Annotated in this window: 14 protein-coding genes and 1 pseudogene; 7 read left to right on the top strand and 8 right to left on the bottom strand. The window is 65.8% G+C overall.

Translation table 11 applies throughout. The features are described 5' to 3' along the window. The first annotated feature begins 34 nt into the window (after positions 1-34). Together M7H19_RS03285 and M7H19_RS03280 are read left to right on the top strand one after the other, a co-directional pair. A complete protein-coding gene (locus M7H19_RS03285; RefSeq protein ID WP_298176940.1) occupies positions 35-1,096 on the top strand; it encodes a hypothetical protein in 1,062 nt (353 codons plus the stop codon). Positions 1,097-1,231: 135 nt separating this feature from the next. Next, positions 1,232-2,107 carry an oxidoreductase gene (locus M7H19_RS03280; protein WP_298176938.1) on the top strand — a complete coding sequence of 292 codons (876 nt, stop codon included), beginning with the start codon at positions 1,232-1,234 and terminating at the stop codon, positions 2,105-2,107. A 138-nt stretch (positions 2,108-2,245) separates the two neighbouring features. Here M7H19_RS03280 and M7H19_RS03275 read toward each other — a convergent pair. From M7H19_RS03275 to M7H19_RS03260, 4 genes and pseudogenes are all read right to left on the bottom strand, one after another. Beyond that, positions 2,246-3,450, bottom strand: a pseudogene (locus tag M7H19_RS03275) (aminotransferase class I/II-fold pyridoxal phosphate-dependent enzyme). Between the two features lie 189 nt (positions 3,451-3,639). Next, positions 3,640-4,098 (bottom strand): hypothetical protein, encoded by a 459-nt coding sequence (locus tag M7H19_RS03270; protein WP_298176936.1) that lies wholly within the window; start codon positions 4,096-4,098, stop codon positions 3,640-3,642. Between the two features lie 5 nt (positions 4,099-4,103). Then, positions 4,104-6,614 carry a nitrate reductase gene (locus M7H19_RS03265; protein ID WP_298176934.1) on the bottom strand — a complete coding sequence of 837 codons (2,511 nt, stop codon included), beginning with the start codon at positions 6,612-6,614 and terminating at the stop codon, positions 4,104-4,106. Between the two features lie 123 nt (positions 6,615-6,737). Beyond that, on the bottom strand, positions 6,738-7,706 hold the full coding sequence (locus M7H19_RS03260; RefSeq protein WP_298176932.1) for an L-dopachrome tautomerase-related protein: 969 nt from the start codon (positions 7,704-7,706) through the stop codon (positions 6,738-6,740). Between the two features lie 393 nt (positions 7,707-8,099). Between M7H19_RS03260 and M7H19_RS03255 the strand changes: the two genes are divergently transcribed. Together M7H19_RS03255 and M7H19_RS03250 are read left to right on the top strand one after the other, a co-directional pair. Then, the gene (locus M7H19_RS03255) at positions 8,100-8,522 is read left to right on the top strand and encodes a heme-binding protein (RefSeq protein ID WP_298176931.1); all 423 of its coding nucleotides are present in this window, start codon (positions 8,100-8,102) and stop codon (positions 8,520-8,522) included. A gap of 160 nt (positions 8,523-8,682) precedes the next feature. Beyond that, positions 8,683-9,423, top strand: coding sequence for an MBL fold metallo-hydrolase (locus M7H19_RS03250; RefSeq protein ID WP_298176929.1), 741 nt, complete (start codon positions 8,683-8,685; stop codon positions 9,421-9,423). Positions 9,424-9,532: 109 nt separating this feature from the next. Here the strand turns inward: M7H19_RS03250 and M7H19_RS03245 are convergent, their stop codons facing one another. Together M7H19_RS03245 and M7H19_RS03240 are read right to left on the bottom strand one after the other, a co-directional pair. Next, complete coding sequence (locus tag M7H19_RS03245; protein WP_298176927.1) at positions 9,533-10,096, bottom strand: TetR family transcriptional regulator; 564 nt, start codon at positions 10,094-10,096, stop codon at positions 9,533-9,535. Positions 10,097-10,342: 246 nt separating this feature from the next. Further along, positions 10,343-11,539, bottom strand: coding sequence for an MFS transporter (locus M7H19_RS03240; protein WP_298176925.1), 1,197 nt, complete (start codon positions 11,537-11,539; stop codon positions 10,343-10,345). A 145-nt stretch (positions 11,540-11,684) separates the two neighbouring features. Between M7H19_RS03240 and M7H19_RS03235 the strand changes: the two genes are divergently transcribed. The 3 genes from M7H19_RS03235 (at position 11,685) to M7H19_RS03225 (ending at position 14,093) form a co-directional block, all read left to right on the top strand. Next, positions 11,685-12,680 carry a TIGR03557 family F420-dependent LLM class oxidoreductase gene (locus M7H19_RS03235; RefSeq protein ID WP_298176923.1) on the top strand — a complete coding sequence of 332 codons (996 nt, stop codon included), beginning with the start codon at positions 11,685-11,687 and terminating at the stop codon, positions 12,678-12,680. Between the two features lie 460 nt (positions 12,681-13,140). Next, complete coding sequence (locus M7H19_RS03230; RefSeq protein ID WP_298176921.1) at positions 13,141-13,578, top strand: hypothetical protein; 438 nt, start codon at positions 13,141-13,143, stop codon at positions 13,576-13,578. Positions 13,579-13,667: 89 nt separating this feature from the next. After that, entirely contained in the window at positions 13,668-14,093 is a 426-nt protein-coding gene (locus tag M7H19_RS03225; RefSeq protein ID WP_298176919.1) for an excalibur calcium-binding domain-containing protein, read from the top strand. Positions 14,094-14,454: 361 nt separating this feature from the next. On the opposite strand, the gene M7H19_RS03220 is transcribed toward M7H19_RS03225, so the two are convergent. Both M7H19_RS03220 and M7H19_RS03215 read right to left on the bottom strand, forming a co-directional pair. Then, positions 14,455-15,060 carry a hypothetical protein gene (locus M7H19_RS03220; protein ID WP_298176917.1) on the bottom strand — a complete coding sequence of 202 codons (606 nt, stop codon included), beginning with the start codon at positions 15,058-15,060 and terminating at the stop codon, positions 14,455-14,457. A 235-nt stretch (positions 15,061-15,295) separates the two neighbouring features. Beyond that, entirely contained in the window at positions 15,296-16,717 is a 1,422-nt protein-coding gene (locus M7H19_RS03215) for a sodium:alanine symporter family protein (RefSeq protein WP_298176915.1), read from the bottom strand. Positions 16,718-16,913: the final 196 nt, after the last annotated feature.

Raw genomic sequence — 16,913 nt, 5'->3', positions numbered from 1 at the left:
AAAGCGCCGAGAAAGGCCCACCGAAAAGACAATGATGAAGCGCTTCAGATTCTCCGGCGGTGATGCCTCCACCGCGATACGCGTGGTCACCATCGTGGTCATCGTGCTCGGCGCCATCGTGACCGGATCGGTGTCCCTCATCCTCGAGGACATTCTGCCGAAGTCGGACCCGCAAGAGGCGATCGTCGCGTCGCGGTGGGTCTTCCTCGGCAGTTCCGTGTTGCTGGTCGCGTTCGCGGTCTGGCTACGTTACGAGGTTCGGAGCTTTTCCGGGACTCTGTTCAGCCTGCAGGTCCTCGATGAGGGCGTGACGGACCGGCTGAACGAAGGGGGGATGGATTTCCGTCTGGCCGCCGATCGCCGGTACATGTATCTCCGCAGCATTCACCGCTGGGTGGACTACGAGTACTCGGTCCATCACGGTGTCCTCGACCTCCACGAACTCTCCCACGAGATCGGCGTAGCGTTGGAGGAGTTGCTGAACACGGCACCGGACGAAGGCAAGAAGACGGTCGCCCCCAACATGCCCTGGCCGATGTCGATGGCCGTCGGCGCATATCTGCCGGCCAGGCATTCCGATATCCACATACTCGAACTGCCCCGACAGGAAGACGACAAGGAACACGAGTTCCCGCTCCGTCCCGCCGCTCCGGGGAACACCGTGCCGAGTGCCAGAAAGATCCATCGACTCCCTCAGCCGACCGGGCATCGCGTCGGTGCGCTGGTGACACTCGACACCGAAGCCGGCCGGGACGACATAGAACGACTCCGGAGTTTCGGCGCCTCCACGGTGTACACCGTGAACATCCCGTTGAACACCGTCCGGGAAGGACCGCCTTCCCGCTACGAGGAACCCGAGCTGGAGTCCTGTGGGCACAGGATCGCCGAGGAACTGACCTCGATCAGAAGAGAACACCCGGACGACGAACTCGTCGTCGCGGCCGAGCTCTCCTCGGCGGTGGCCCTGTCCGTCGGGTGGCACCTGACCCAGCACACGTGCCACCTGTACCGGAACACATACCTGTTGTATTTCGACGGTGAGAGGTTCGTTCCGATGCGGGTGCGTCCCTCACAGCCACGGCACTTCGACTCATGAGCGGGTGAGGACGGTATTCACCCGGTACGCCGGTTGGGGACGAGTGTTGATCGGCGGCGTTGGATAATGCCGTGTCAGCGGATCTTCCATGTCCGCGCTGTGCGACGGGCCGGTCGGCGAAGAAGGGGACGAATCATGGCGGGTAACACTCTCGGCGGCACGTTCACGATGGCCGAAGGGCTCACCGTCAACAGGATGGGATACGGCGCGATGCAATTGGCCGGGCCGGGGGTGTTCGGACCGCCGAAGGACCGCGACGAGGCGATCGCCGTACTGCGCACCGCTGTCGAGCTCGGGGTCGACCACATCGACACGGCCGACTTCTACGGGCCACACGTGACCAACGAACTGATCCGAGAAGCGTTGTCGCCCTACGGCGAGGACGTGCACATCGTCACCAAGGTCGGTGCGGTACGGGACGAGCACGGCGGATGGCCGCACGCGCGTTCGCCCGAGCAGTTGCGGCAGCAGGTGGAGTCGAACCTGCGTACGCTCGGCGTGGACGTACTCGACGTCGTCAACCTGCGGGTCGGTGGTGGTCCCGACGGGCATTCGCCGGTGCCCGGTTCGCTCGCCGAACCGTTCGGCGCTCTCGCCGAGATGCGCGAACAGGGGTTGATCAAGCACCTCGGCGTCAGTGTGGTCGACGAGGAGCAGGTGCGCGAGGCGCAGTCGATCGCGCCGGTGGTGACCGTGCAGAACTGGTACAACATCGCGCATCGTGGTGACGAACCGCTCATCGCCTGGCTTGCGGAGCAAGGTATCTCCTATGTGCCGTTCTGGCCGTTGGGTGGGTTCAACCCGATCCAGTCCGACACTTTGGACACCGTGGCGAAGGAACTGGGCACGTTGCCGCAGGCGGTGGCTCTGGCGTGGCTGTTGCGGCAGTCGCCGAACATCCTGCTGATCCCCGGCACCTCGTCGGTGGCGCACCTGCGGGAGAACGTCGCGGCGGCCTCGCTGGAACTGCCCGAGGACGCGCTCGCGACGCTGGACGGCATCGGCGCCTGAACGCGCCGGCAAGGTAGGCCCAGCCCGCGTCGACGTACGGGCCGGGCTCTACCGTCCTACCGTCCTACCACTGCCGCCGCTCGTCGGCCCCTATCCGGTGGGAAGGAACCGGCGAGCTCCGGCTCCCCCGGGCGGTCCTCAGTCGAAAGTCTCGTCAAGAGCATGGATCAGATCGGCGAGAAGGTCGTCGGTGTCCTCGATACCGACCGAGAACCGCAGGTGTCCCCACTTCCGGAACGGCTCCGGATAGTGCACGACCCGAGGTCCTTGCGTGCCGACGTGCACGATGAGGGATTCGTCATGCCCCAGCGACACCGCCGAGGTGATGACCCGTAGGTTGGCGACGAAACGGTTCTGCGTGTCGGGGTCACCGTTGACGGCGAAGGCCATCATCGCCCCGTATCCCCGGCCGCCGAACTGCCGAGTGGCCAACTCGTGCTGCGGGTGGCTGGACAGGCCCGGATAGGCCACATAGGCGATGCGGGGGTCCTGTTCCAACCGCTCGGCGATCCGCGCGGCCGAGGTGATCTGCTGACGCAACCGGAGCGGCAGCGTCACCGAACCACGTGTGATCAACCAGGCGTTGAACGGCGAGATCACCCCGCCCACATCGACCATCGCCTCACTTTTGACCGGTTCGAGCAGCTCGGCCGAGCCGATCACCGCGCCCCCATCGCGTCACCGTGCCCGTTGATGTACTTCGTCAACGAGTGCACGACCAGGTCCGCGCCGTCCTCGAGCGGCCGATACAGCGGCGGTGGCGTGAACGTGGAGTCGACGACCAAAAGCGCTCCCGCGTCGTGTGCGATCGAAGCCACCGCGGCGATGTCGGTGACCTTGGTGGTCGGGTTGGCGATGGTCTCGACGTGCACGATCCGCGTGTTGGGTCGGATCGCCGCTCGCACGGCGTCGAGGTCCATCATGTCGACGAAGGTGGCCTCGATGCCGTAGCGGTCGGGCAGCAATTCGGCGAACAACCGCCAGGTCGCTTCGTAGGTGACGTCGGCGACGACCACGTGAGCGCCGGTGCGCAGGTGGCTGAAGAACACCGCGTGTAGTGCCGCGACCCCGGACGCCAGCACGACGGCGTCCTCGCCACCCTCCAGCGCCGCCAGCTTGCGTTGCAGACCGAGCTGGTTGGCTCCCGAGTTCCGGTTGTAGAGCGGCACGTCGGTCCCCGACCAGCTCAGCTGGGACGGGTCCTCGGGCAACGCGTAGGAGTTGGCCATGATGATCGGGGTGCGGATCGCCCCCGAACCGGCGTCGATCTCGTTGCCCGCGTGGACGGCGTTGGTCGGAAACGACAGTGTGTCGGGCAGACTTTTGTCCGGGCGGGTTGTCATGGGTCCGATTCTCCGACCGGAACGCCACCGGCAGCAGGTCGTACCACTCTCTGGAACGCCGATCGCGCAGCGTGCAGCGGCGCGGGCCGTCAGGGGCGGTCGAGCCATGTGGCGGACGACGGCGGTAGTGCTCGTCGCGGGCTCGGCCTGGGAGAACAGTGTGTCGGGCGGACATGGTGCTTCTCACGCTCATCTCGCCGCGATGAGGGCTTGCGGAGCGGCTTGCTTGATGCGGGTACGCAGCCAAGACAGTTGGCGCGCGGTTTCGGGTTCGCAGGAGCGGACGATGTCGAGCAGTTCGCGATCGCGTAACCCCAGGGCGGCCTGTCCCACGACGGTCCAGGTGACGTCGGTGAGGCTGGCCAACGTGTAAAGATCCTGCAGATCGCGCAACAATCCGACGGGTCCGCTGCGCGTGGAGTCCAAGCCGGCGGCGTGCAGGCGTTCGGGTTCGGGTTCGCAGTGCTCGCCGTAACGTGCCACCACCGGGGCCAGGGCATCGGCCTGTCGGTCGACCCGTCCGGCGAGGAACTGGCAGGTACTCCGCACGTCGGGCTCATGGCCGTGCCCGTGCCCGACCTGGCGGAAGGCGTCGGCGAGGGACGTCAAAGACGTGTGCAACAGTCCCAGGTAAGTGGCCAGATGCATGTTCCCTACCCCTTCGCCTCCGACGCGGTGTGCGGCACGTTCGCCGTCCTCTCCGGTGTCGGAGGCGGTGCGGGCGGCTCCGTGGGAGCGAGGGCTTCCCGCACGTCGTCGTCGCCCGCTGTCGTGGGGACACCCTCGGGGTCGTGCGGTGCCGACGCCGTGGTGGTGGGCGCGGGAGCAGGCCGTTCCCCGGCGGCGAGCTTGGTCACGCGCACAGCGCCGACCTTGTACAGCGGCTGCTTGGACACCGGGTCCCACGCGGTGAGGGTCAGTTCGTTGGCCGCACGTTCATGCCCGTCGGCTCCGCTGTCCCAGTAGCCGTAGTGGAACGGCACGAACACCACGCCGTCCCGGCCACGGCCGACGCGCACCGGCGCCTCGACACGGCCGCGGGGCGACTCGACACGAACCAGGTCCCCCTCGGAGACCTCCAACATGGCGGCGTCGTGCGCGGACAACTCCACCCAGGGCTCGGGCGCCGCGCGCCGCAGCTGTCGGGACCGGCCGGTCTTGGTGCGGGTGTGGAAGTGGTAGACGGTGCGCCCGGTGGTGCAGACGAACGGGAACTCCTCGTCGGGCTCTTCCGGAGGAGCCACGTACTCGGCCGCTTTGAGCAACGCTCGGCCGTCGGGACGCATCGCCTCGTACTGCTCCGGCGAGACGAAGCCACCGGTGAGCAGGTCCCGGCCGTAGCTTTCGCACACATCGGGATGGGTGGGGAAAACCCCGTCGGCGTAGAGCCGGTCGCATCCGTCGGGATGCTCATCGTCACACGGCCACGGGATGCCGCTGTGGCCGCGCAGCTTGTCGTAGGAGAGGGCGGTGTAGTCGCACAACCGGCCGCGACTGCACTCCTTCCACGCCTCGAAGACCTCTTCGGGGTCCCGCCACGGGATCAACGGTGCTCCGTCCCGGTCGCGGAAGTCCATGCGGCGGGCGTAGTCCAAAAAGATCTCCAGGTCGGAACGGGCCTCACCGGGTGGCTCCACCGCCTTGTCCGACAGGTGCACGGTGCGGTTGGCGTTGGTGAACGTGCCCTGCTTCTCCCCCCACAGCGCGGCGGGCAGCACCACATCGGCGTACTGCGCGGTCTCGGTTCGGAATCCGTCCTGCACGACGACGAACAGGTCCTCCTTGGCGAGGATGTCGCGGATGCGTGGGAGTTCGGGCAGCGACACCGCGGGATTGGTCGCGGATATCCACAGGAACCGGATCGAGCCCTGCTCGGCGTAACGCCAGATCTGCATGGCATGAGTGGGCGGTGACCAGTGCGGGATGGCCAACGAGTCCACGTTCCACAGCTCGGCGAGCTGCTGGACGTGTTCGGGATTGTCCCAGTTACGGAACCCGGGAAGGTCGCCGTCAGCGCCGGTCTCACGGGTGTTCTGAGCGGTGGGCTGCCCGTTCATCTGCAGGACGCCGCAGCCCGGTTTCCCGATCAGCCCGCGCAACAGGTGCAGGTTGTTGACCTGACAGGACGCCGCGGTGGCCTGGTGTGATTGGTAGAAACCCTGCAACACGGTGGACGACACCCGATCGGACGTGCCGAACACCTCGGCCGCACGCCGCAGCTCGTCCGGGTCGATCCGGCAGATCGCGGCCACCCGCTCCGGGGTATACGGCTCCACGGTGGCAGCCAGCTCGTCGAAGCCGAGAGTATGCGCGGTGACGTAGTCGTGATCGACCCACCCGCGAGTGATCAGTTCGCGGAGCAAGCCGTTCATCAGCGCGAGGTTCGTGCCGGGCAAAGGGGCCAGATGCACTCCCCCGGACTCCACCGCCGCCTCGGTCACCTTCGTGCGCCGAGGGTCGACTGCCACGATCACGGGACGGTCGGGCCCGTGCAACCGGTCCAGTACCCGCGTCCACAACACGGTCTGGGTCTCGGCCATGTTGTGGCCGAACAAGAACAGCGCGTCACACGAGTCGATGTCGGTGTAGCTGCCGGGCTGACCGTCCGAACCGAAACTCTCCTTCATCGCCGCAGCGGCCGTGGCGGTGCACAGCCGGGTGTTGCCGTCCATGTGCGGTGTCCCCAGGCCCGCCTTGCCGATCATCGCGAGGGTGTAGTACTCCTCCAAGAACAGCTGTCCGCTGGTGTAGAAGCTGTGTGACAGCGGCCCGACCTCGTCCAACAATTCCCGCGACCGCCGCACGATCAGGTTCATGGCGGTGTCCCAATCACTCTCCACCAGCTCGCCCCCACGTCGCACCAAGGGCCTGCGTAGCCGGTCCGTGTGGCTCCACTGCCAAGAACCGTAGAGGCCTTTGGGGCCCAGTCTCCCGTGGTTGACCACGTCACCCGCTCGCCCGCGGATTCCGACCATGCGATCGTCCTTGACCGCGATGTCGCAGGCACAGCCGTTGCTGCACAACACACACGCCGACTGCACCCAGCGGTCCACGTCCGACTCGGCCAGGCCGTCCTCCAGATGTAGATCGACCCGCACCGGCCAAGGCGAGTCTTTCGCATGTGGCGTGCGTGTACCCCAGATATCCGATACCCGGTCGGCCATACAGCTCCTTCGTCGTAGTCAGCGCGTGGATACCCATGGCGGCGACCACCGACGCACCGTGAGCGCGATCACGACGCTTGCAGACACCCGTGCGTAATGCGCAGAGAGCTCGGTGCGTTGCCCCTACTCGGTAGCCGCTGAACTATGTAGCCGGATCGGCCCGGCGTCGATCCGGACGCGGAACAACGAATACGGATAGCGGCGTAGGTCCTGACCGTTCTGATACTGCGCCTGGCGATGAAGTTGATTCGCCGTGAGGTACAGATAGCCGCCGGCGACCGACAAAGTGTCGGGCCAGAGTAGTCTGGCGTCGTGCACGACGGTCTCGGTGGTGCCATCCGGATTGCGTGCCATAACAGCGTTGTGTTCACCGTCGGTGTAGTAGATTCGCCCAGTGTCGTCGGTTTCCAAACCGTCGCCGCAACTTCCCTTGTCACCTTCATCGAGCACGGTCGCGGCTGCCTCTTCGTCCGTCAACGAACGATCCACCAACGCCTCGACCGACACACTCCACCATCGCCGGGATGCGAGTGGACAGTAGAAAAGACGAGATCCATCGGCGGAGATCGCTATTCCATCCGATCCCATCAGGACCGGTTTCGGCGGCCCGTCCGGCGGTCGTTCCAGGAAAAAACGGCCTTCGACGACCGGAACGAAGTGTGGTGGCCGCTCAGCCTTGGTGCTCGGATGGTCATGCAGTCGTCGGAATGCCTTGCCCGTAGCGAGGTCCACCACGATGAGACCGTTGGGGCCCTGGTCCGAAGAGTCGGTGATGAACGCATACCCGGCTTCACCACGGCGCAGGTCGAACCGGACATCGTTGAGGTAAGTGGTGTCCAAAGCGACGTCGGGATCAAAAACGATCTTTCGCACGACAGAGTCGCTGCTCAGATCGACACAGACCAGCTTGGGGCCGCCCGGTGCGGTCTTTTGCATCATCGGCGCACCGGTGTCGAGGATCCAGAGCCTGTCGTCCGGGTCGACGACGATGCTCTGCACGGATACCAGCGCGTTCGAGTCATCATCTCCCGATGGCGTGTTCCATGCCTCGTCCGGGAACGCAACGGGACGGCCGTCACGCAACTCGACCACGGTGGCCGGTACCTCGTCTCCCCATTTCGGGAAGTTGACGAAGATCCGTCCGGAGCGGGAGACACTGACTCCCGTGGGCATCGGCCCGTCGTCGAACGCGTGCACTGTCTCCAAGTGGCCGACCGCCTGATCGACAGGCTGAGTGGCCGCAGCATTCATCGAAAAAGCTCCTGACTGTGCGTGCGCCTTCAGCAGGACACATACCCGACCGAATCGCCGGAAAACGAAATATGGCGGCCGGCCCCGTACCGGCCCTGTCCTTAGTCCACAGTTGGACGGCCGGCGGCCCGTCCGGAGCGGCATAGCCGATGGCACGCACGTTTCGGCCCGTTTCCCACGGGTAGGTGGCCGGTGTGGCCGCCGAACGGACGGCCGAAAGCGGAGGTGACGACTATGCAGAACCTGCCATCCGTGTCGCTGGAGGAAGCGCGCGGGATCATCGCTGGAGGGGAACGCAAGGCACAGGAGATCGGACAGCCGGTCAACATCGCGGTGGTCGACGCGGGCGGCAATCTGGTCGCACATGCGCGGATGGACGGCGCCTGGGTCGGCAGTGTGGACATCTCCATCAACAAGGCCTTCACCGCCCGCGCCTTCGACATCTCGACCAGGGATCTCGCCGACAACGCGCAACCCGGTTCGCAGTTCTTCGGTATCCACGCCTCCAACAAGGGGCGAGTGATGATCTTTGCGGGTGGGATCCCCCTCCAGCACGATGGTCGGGTCGTCGGTGCCGTCGGTGTCAGCGGGGGAACCGGTGAACAGGATCAGGCCATCGCCGAGTCCGCTGTGGCCGCATTCCAGCCCGCCGAATGAACCGGGACTGCCACAGCCTTCGTCGCCCTCGACCGAGCTGGCGAACGGTTCACAGGCGATCCCCACACACCACCCTGCTCTGCGTCCGGTGCCCGTGGCCGGCGACATGGAAAGTCGTCGGCGGGGGTAGCCGTGTCCAGACCCGAGCGAGGAGGTGGCGATGCTGAAGAGGAATGTCGCTGACGGCATCCACTGTGTGGAGGACTCCTACGTCAACTGGTTCATCGTCGAGGGCGAGGACGGACTCACCATCGTCGACGCGGGATTGCCGACGTCGTGGGATTCGCTGCTACAGGCGCTGAGCGAACTGGGTAAACGACTCCTGGATATCAAGGCGTTGGTGCTGACGCACGGCCACTTCGACCATCTCGGGTTCGCGGAACGGTTGCGGTCCCAAGTGGGTGTGCCGGTCTACATCCACGACAACGATGTTCCCTTGACACGGCACCCACGCCAGTACGGCCGTGACCGTCCACTCACGTGGTACTTGTTGACCCAGTTCAAGGCGATGCCGATGGTCGCCGGGTTCGTGAAGAACCGCGCATGGTGGCCCAAGCCGATCAAGGAGGTGCGCCGCATCCGTGACGCCACGTTGCCGGTTCCGGGCTCCCCGCGGGTGCTGTTCACCCCCGGACACACATTGGGGCACTGTGCGTTCCATTTCCCGGAGCGGGACACGGTCATCTCCGGTGATGCCGTGGTGACGCTCAACCCCTACCGCGGCTCGTGGAAACCCCAGATCGTCTCAGGAGCGGCCACTGTGGACCCGGAACGTGCCTTGGAGTCGTTGGACGCGATCGCCGAAACAGGAGCGCGGACGGTGCTCACCGGCCACGGCGACGCCTGGACCGACGGCGCCGAACGGCTGGTCGAGCTGGCCCGTCGACGCGGCTCCTCCTGACTCGGGTTTGCAAAGGACGCCGAACCCGGCCTTTCAGTGCGGTTCGACGGCGGGAGCTCCACCGCGCCCTCGCCCCGCTCGGTGGCCGAGATCTCGGGGCCGACCTCGGTCACGACTCGTCGTTGCGCCGTTCCGTTGTGGTGATGCGAGTGACGGACTCAAGGGTCAGCTCGCGGCTATGGGGGCGACGGGCCAGCGCTCGATGCAGCGTCAATCCCTCGATGAGGGCGTCGAGCTGGCGGGCGGTGTCCGGATCGAAATGCTTCTCCAGGTGTCTGCGGCTGCGGCGCATCCATTCTTGGGTGAGTTCCCGGTATTCCGGCCGACGTGCGGCAAGGGTGTACAGCTCCTGGGTGAGCACGAGGTCACGCTGACGCCCCTCGGACAGAGCGTGCACGAGGTCGACCACGGCCGTTCGAGCTTGCTCACAGTCGGCCGCGGCGGAGAGGTATGTGTCGAAGACATCGACGATGTGGTCGGTGAAGCGGCGAAACGCCTCCCGCAGCAGCGCCTCGATACCACTGAAGTGGTAGGTCATCGACCCCAGAGGGACACCGGCGCGCGCGGCGATCTTCCGGTGGGAGACGCGTGCGAGGCCCTCCTCGGCGATGAGGTCGAGGGTGGCGGCGAGGATACGTTCGCGACGCTGCGGATCGGTTCGCCCCGTTGCCATGGCGACGAGCTCACAGATTCCCAACCGGCCGGACGGCACCGACACGACATCGAGCGGTCGACAGCACGGCCCGGTTCCCGCGGGCGAGATCGATTCGGCCGTCTTCGGTGAATACCACCGGTACACGGGCGAGGCTTGTCAGCGAAGCCTCCATGAGGTCGTCCGTCGACACGCATATGACCATACCCCCATAACGTACGGTCGTACGCTTCCGCGCGGCGGAGTCCGGGACCCCCGGCACGTCATTCACCACCGCCGTGGTCGCAGCGCCCCAGCGAACACCAACACCAGCAGCCCGGCGAAGGGTATTACCAACAGACCCACGCGAAGACTCGTCGCGTCGGCGATCAACCCCACGATCGGCGGGGAGAGCAGGAAACCCAGGCGCATGAGCCAGGAGACGATGGTCAACCCCAAACCGGGCTTGAGGCCGGGCAGTTCGTCGGCCTCGTGCATCGCGGCGGGCACCAATGTCGCCACCCCCAGCCCCGCCGCGGCGAAACCGAGGATCGTCCCGGGCACCGTGGTCACCGCGAGTGCCAGTCCCATACCCGTCGCGGCGATCAGGCCCCCGGCGCGGGCCACCGCGCGCTGACCGAAACGGTCGACGAGCCGGTCGCCGACCAGCCGCCCGACGAACTGGGCCCCCACCAAGGCGATGTAGCCGGAAGCCGCCACCGCCGCCGACGCGTGCAGCGAGCCGGAGAGATACAGGGCGGCCCAGGAGTTGCCCGCGTCCTCGACGAGAGTGCCGGCTGTGGCGATGAGGACCAACGCGAGCAACAGGTAGGCGGTGCGCAGGCCCGTGCGCTGCGGCGACTCGCGCCCCTCGGCGTCGGCTCTCGAATTCGGCTCCGTCTCGGGTCCGGGCAGGCAGAACCGCAAGGCGATGCATGCGGCGACCCCGAACACCACAGCGGAGATCGATAAGTGTTGTCCTCGGGGGAGGCCGAGCGCGATCGCCCCGGCCGCCATGGACCCGCCGGTGACGGCTCCGACAGACCAGATGGCGTGGAACGAGTTGATGATGGAACGTCCGTAACGACGTTGAACACGCAGACCGTGGGCGTTCTGCGCGACATCGGTGATCGCGTCCATCGCCCCGGCGAACAACAGCGCCCCGGCGAACAGCAACACCGAATCGGCCACCGCCGCCGCGATGATCGCTGCCCCGGTCAGCACGGTCCCGGCGACCGCCACCCGGGCCGAACCCGCCCGACGGACGAGCACCCCGGCCAGCAATCCGGCCGCGATGGCGCCCGTCGGAAACGCTGCGACGGCCAACCCGTAGACGGCGTTGTCGATGCCGAGATCCGCCTTGATCTCCGGGTACCTCGGCAACAGATTGGCGAACAGGGCGCCGTTGGTGAAAAACAGTACGGCGACGGCAACGCGCGCCCGCCGGTCAGCGAGAGCGGGCCGACGCGGTACATCAACAGTCATACGCGGAACCCTACAGACGGGAACGTACGAACGTACGCTCGCGCGTAACGCGGGACTCATCGCTGGCAGCCGATTCTTTCCGCGCCATGTTCAAGTCGTCGACACGGGGTAGTCACCAAGAAGACTCTTGCCCCGATCAGGGCCGATGGAACGGGAGGACCTGATGCGCATCGGATACAAGCTGGCCGCGGAAGCCTTCGGTCCGAACGAGCTGATTCGCCAGGCGGTCCTCGCCGAACAGGCGGGATTCGACTTCGTGGAGATGAGCGACCACTACCACCCGTGGCTCGACGTGCAGGGACACTCGTGCTTCGCATGGACGGCGCTCGGAGCCATCGCCGCGAGGACCGAACAGATAGACCTGGTGGTGGGTGTCACGTGCCCCACCGTTCGGTACCACCCCGCCATCATCGCTCAGGCCGCCGCCACGCTGGCTCTCGTGTCCGGCAACCGGTTCACCCTCGGTGTCGGCTCCGGCGAACGTCTGAACGAACACATCGTCGGCCCCGGTTTCCCCGAGACCGTGCGGGGACGCCACGAGCGGCTGCGCGAGGCGTTGGAGATCATCCGCCTGCTGTGGCGAGGGGGATACCGCTCCTACGAAGGCAGACACTTCACACTCGCCGACGCGCAGGTGTTCGACCTTCCCGAACAGCTCCCGGTGATCGCTGTGGCCGCTGCCGGGCCGAAAGCAGCGCGTATCGCCGCCGAACTCGGCGACGGACTGTTCGCCACGGAACCCAAATCCGAGATCACCAGCACCTACCACGAATCCGGCGGAACAGGGCCGAAGTACGGCGAGGTGCCGATGTCGTGGGCGACCGACGAACAGAGCGCGGCACGCGCGGCGCTGGCGACCTCCCGCTGGGCACTGACCGGCTGGAAGGTGATGAGTGAATTGCCCAACCCGGCGAACTTCGAGGCCGCGACCACCATGGTGCGGGAGGAGGACATCACCGCAGCCATGCCGTGCGGTCCCGAGCCCGACCGCTACATCGAGTCGGCACGTACCTATCTCGACGCCGGTTTCGACCACCTCGTCCTGCAGAACAACGGTCCGGACCCGGACGGATTCATCGACTTCTTCCGACGGGAACTCGCCCAACCGTTGCGTGACCTCGCGCCGGCCATGGCGGGGTAGTCGACCGCCATGGCCGACTCACCGGCCCACTCGGCTCAAGGCCCGTCTTATCGAGGACGATACGGATTACACAGCCGTCTTTCACCCCGCTCGATGGCACTGCAGCGGTACGTTCGGTACGTCCGCGACGGCGACCTGTGAACACACTCTGCGTGGCCGATTGTTCCGAGCTCACAGCGGCCGCTGTGGCCAGCTCAATCGTGGCCATCGCAGCAGCGCCGTGTTCGTGACCACTCCACACATTTCGCCCTCCCTCCAGTGCGAAGCGGTCATTACTCGACGAGCTGAGCGGCGAGCGAGGAGAACGACAGTGGCCCCCTGGCGAAGTTGGTCGAACGCTAGGCTCTTGATCACGAGCGAAAGCGGTCGTCAGCGATGTCACGGACCGCCCTCGGTCGAAGCGCTCTTCACCACGGCAACGGAGGCCGGTCCGGTCCGCGCCGTCGTGCATACCGCCGGAGTGAGCCCTCAGATGGGCTCGGCCGAGTCCATCGTGCGGATCAACGCACTCGGTACAGTCCACCTCACCGAGACATTCCTCGCATTCGCCGGTCAGGGCGCTGCCCTCGTCAACGTCGCGTCGATCGCGGGCCACCTGTTCCCTCGACTCCTCGTCCCCACTCGGAGCTCCCGGCTCGCACTGACCGATCCGGCGACGTTTCTCGGCAAACTGACGTGGTCCACACGCCTAGCTCCGCAAGCGATGAGGCCGGGACTGGCCTACTCGCTCAGTAAGAACTTCGTCATCTGGTACTCCCAGCGGAGGGCGACTGCATTCGGTGCGAAGGGAGCGCGGATCCTGTCCGTTTCGCCGGGGTCCTTCGACACCGAGATGGGCAGACTCGAAGAGAAGAGCGGGTCGGGACGGTTGCTCGACCACGCAGCTCTCCACCCGTGACTCCCCCCACCGTCGGGTCGTCACCGGCGCCTGCGCACGGTCAGCAGAACACAGCTTCGTGGAAGCTGCCCGTAGCAATCGCCGCAGCAGTGACCTTCCTGTTGATCGGCGCGCTGAGCGGCAATGACGACTCTACTCCGAACACCGAGGCCGCCGACGACTACACCCTGAACACGGCGGCCAGCACGACGACCACTACAGAGCCGACAACGACAACGACAACATCAACGACCACCGCGACTACGACGGAAGAAACCTCGGAATCAGCCGGCACAACGCGGCCGTCCGAACCGGAATCGACGGAAAGGTACATCCCGCCGCCTCCTCCAGAACCCGAGCCCGAACCACACCCGGACTGCGACCCCAACTACAGCGGCTGCGTTCCCGTCGCAAGCGACGTCGACTGCGCAGGCGGCAGTGGCGACGGCCCCGCATATGTCAGCGGACCGATCAGAGTGATCGGCAGTGACATCTACAGACTCGACCATGACAACGATGGCATCGCCTGTGAATAGCGACCGCTGCTGAACTCCCTCTTCCTTCGCACGGAGCCCGGCATCGTACGAGGTACTGGAGAAAGTCGGATACGGCACCGTCTCCTGTTCGTGCCTGTGTCCTAGTCTGTTCGGACGGGCCCGGTGGGGACTCAAGTCCGTTCGAGTCCGGTCACGCCCGGGACGTCGACACGTCCGTGCGAAAGCCCCCACACTGCCACCGACAGTGCCGCGCTCACCGGCGTGAATCCGATTCTCAGCAAACTGGCGTTCCGGTAATCGAAAGGCGTGCCGACGCCGCGTGGCTCGGTTCCGCCCTACTCGAAAGTGTGCTCGCGTGGCGGCTGCCTCGCAGAACTCGCCGAGCGCACAGTGCGTTCGTTCACCGGTACGCCGGTTGCTCGGCGTTGGGGTCGGCCGGCACCACATCGAGCCGGGGGTCGGCGACGAGCCGGTCGATGGCGTCGGCGTCAGCACCGATTCCCGCCCAATGCGGGTCGACGTCGTTGGCCACGCACCACGCGTGGTCTGCGGTCCATGCGAACGCGGTGTGGGTGATGTCGAGCCGCGGCTGGTCAGGCCATCCTTCGGGGACGCTCCACATTCCGGCGTCCGACAACGGCCCTTGAAAGAGGTAGTACGAACGGTGCGGCACGCTCACCAGCGGTCCGGGCAGCCGGGACCGCACAGCGTGCTTCGGCAAACGTGTCGGTTGAGCTCGTGGATCCGGATTCGCGGCGGCGGCCATGTCTTCGACGGGACCGGGAGAATCAGGCATGACGATGTCGCCGGTGCCGTCCCAGAGGCAGAAGTAGCACTCCTGCGGGGTGCGGGTGTGCTCCGCCAGCACATCGAACAACGTTCGCAGTTGCTCGGACTCGTCGTTGACCACGTTGGCGTCGAACTCCTGCTGGCCCTCGTGCGTGGGATCGGAAACGAATCGCAACCTCGCGTATGCGGCGAAACCGGAGGGTCCGAAGGAAACCAACCGCGGCCACGGAACCTCGCTTTGCGCGATCCATCGAAAGGGCGAGGCGCCATCGCACATAGTCAAAGCCACACGAACACGGTACCGCGATACCTCTGAAGGCATCCCCTTCCAGCCTTGCGATTCAAGGGGGAAACCCCATTCGTCGAGTGTGTTCTCCCCACCGGCACGGTGTCGCCCGGAACGCCGGGCGCACCGGAAGGTGCGCCCGGGTTCGACGATCTCAGCCCGCCGGTCAGTCCACGGGGTCGCGGGGAGGACCGGACAGAACGTCCGTGCCGTGCAGGGTCGATTCGGCCGGCGGGTTCAGCAGATCGGAGTCCGCCTCGAGGTACTGCCTGGTTTCACGGGCGATCAGTCCGGCGCACAACACCAGCCCGATCAGGTTGGGCAGTGCCATCAGACCGTTCATCACATCGGAGAAGGCCCAGACCAAGCTTAGTTCGGTCGTCGCGCCCACCAGGATCATCACGGTGAACACCACCCGGTACGGCATGACCCCCTTGATGCCGACGAGCCGTTCCATACAACGCTCGCCGTAGTACGCCCACCCCAGAATGGTCGAGAAAGCGAAGAACACCACGCCCGCGGTCACGACGTAGTGGCCCCAATCGCCGGGCAACCCGCGAGTGAAGCCTTCCGCCGTCATCTCCGCACCCTCGATACCGGATTCCCAGGCGCCCGTCATGACGATCACCAGGCCGGTCATCGAAACGACGATGATCGTGTCGATGAAGGTCTGCGTCATCGACACCATGCCCTGCCGAACCGGGTGCCGCGTCTGTGCCGCAGCGGCCGCGATGGCCGCCGAACCCAGGCCGGACTCATTGGAGAAGATCCCGCGGGCGACACCGTATTGCAAGGCGATGATGAACGTCGAACCGAGGAAACCACCCGTGGCCGCGGTCCCCGTGAAGGCGTCACTGACGACCAGCGCCAACGCCGCCGGAACATCGTTGATGTTGAGCAGCAGCACAGCCATGCCGCCCAGAACATAAACGATGATCATGATGGGCACGAACGCGGCGGTCACCTTACCGATCGACTTGATCCCCCCGAGGAGGACAGCGCCGGCGGCGATGGTGATGACGACGCCCGTCACCCAGGACGGGATACCGAAAGAACCCTCCACCGAGGCGGCGACGGTGTTGGACTGCGTCATGTTGCCGATGCCGAAGCTCGCCACGACCGCGAACACCGCGAACACGATGCTGAGCACGAGTCCGAACCGATTCGGAATGGCCTTCGCCAGGTAGTACTGCGGCCCTCCGGACATCTCTCCACGCGCGTCCTTGGTGCGGAACCGCACCGCTAGGAAAGCTTCCGAGTACTTCGACGCCATGCCCACCAACGCGGTGACCCACATCCAGAACAACGCGCCGGGACCGCCCAGGTAGATCGCGGTCGCCACACCGGCGATGTTCCCGACACCGACGGTGGCGGCGAGCGCGGTGGTCAGCGCCTGGTAATGGGAGACGTCACCGTCCGCATCCGCGTCCCGGCGTTTGATGAGCGCAAGCTTCAGCGCCGGAGCGAGCTTGCGGAACTGGACCCCGCCCAACCGGATCGTCAGATACAGGCCCGTGCCCAGCAGCAACGGGATGAGGAGGAACGGCCCCCACACCACACTGCTGACCTCGTCGAGGAACTCCTCCATATCGACTCCCTTGTCAGCTCGTCATGAGCAAGGCCGACAGAATAAAACGACGAGTCCCTCCATCGGGTGAAGGGCATCACTTTGTGCACGGAGAGTCGTCAATGCCACTCGCCGCCGTGATGTCGTGGAAGCCTCCGCGCGTCGAACTCGCCGGACCTCTCCCCCGCCTCCCGAGAACGCCCGCAGCCCGGATGCG

The sequence above is a fragment of the Saccharomonospora sp. genome (genome assembly GCF_027317685.1).
Classification (GTDB): Bacteria; Actinomycetota; Actinomycetes; order Mycobacteriales; family Pseudonocardiaceae; genus Saccharomonospora.
Note: the sequence above shows the minus strand (reverse complement) of the source record. Positions and strands in the feature narration are given on the sequence as shown.

Coding starts and splice junctions, on each gene's coding strand:
- M7H19_RS03270 (WP_298176936.1), bottom strand. CDS start 4,098: ATGCATCTGGCCACTTACCTGGGACTGTTGCACACGTCTTTGACGTCC.
- M7H19_RS03265 (WP_298176934.1), bottom strand. CDS start 6,614: ATGGCCGACCGGGTATCGGATATCTGGGGTACACGCACGCCACATGCG.
- M7H19_RS03250 (WP_298176929.1), top strand. CDS start 8,683: ATGCTGAAGAGGAATGTCGCTGACGGCATCCACTGTGTGGAGGACTCC.
- M7H19_RS03280 (WP_298176938.1), top strand. CDS start 1,232: ATGGCGGGTAACACTCTCGGCGGCACGTTCACGATGGCCGAAGGGCTC.
- M7H19_RS03255 (WP_298176931.1), top strand. CDS start 8,100: ATGCAGAACCTGCCATCCGTGTCGCTGGAGGAAGCGCGCGGGATCATC.
- M7H19_RS03285 (WP_298176940.1), top strand. CDS start 35: ATGAAGCGCTTCAGATTCTCCGGCGGTGATGCCTCCACCGCGATACGC.
- M7H19_RS03215 (WP_298176915.1), bottom strand. CDS start 16,717: ATGGAGGAGTTCCTCGACGAGGTCAGCAGTGTGGTGTGGGGGCCGTTC.
- M7H19_RS03240 (WP_298176925.1), bottom strand. CDS start 11,539: ATGACTGTTGATGTACCGCGTCGGCCCGCTCTCGCTGACCGGCGGGCG.
- M7H19_RS03235 (WP_298176923.1), top strand. CDS start 11,685: ATGGAACGGGAGGACCTGATGCGCATCGGATACAAGCTGGCCGCGGAA.
- M7H19_RS03245 (WP_298176927.1), bottom strand. CDS start 10,096: ATGGCAACGGGGCGAACCGATCCGCAGCGTCGCGAACGTATCCTCGCC.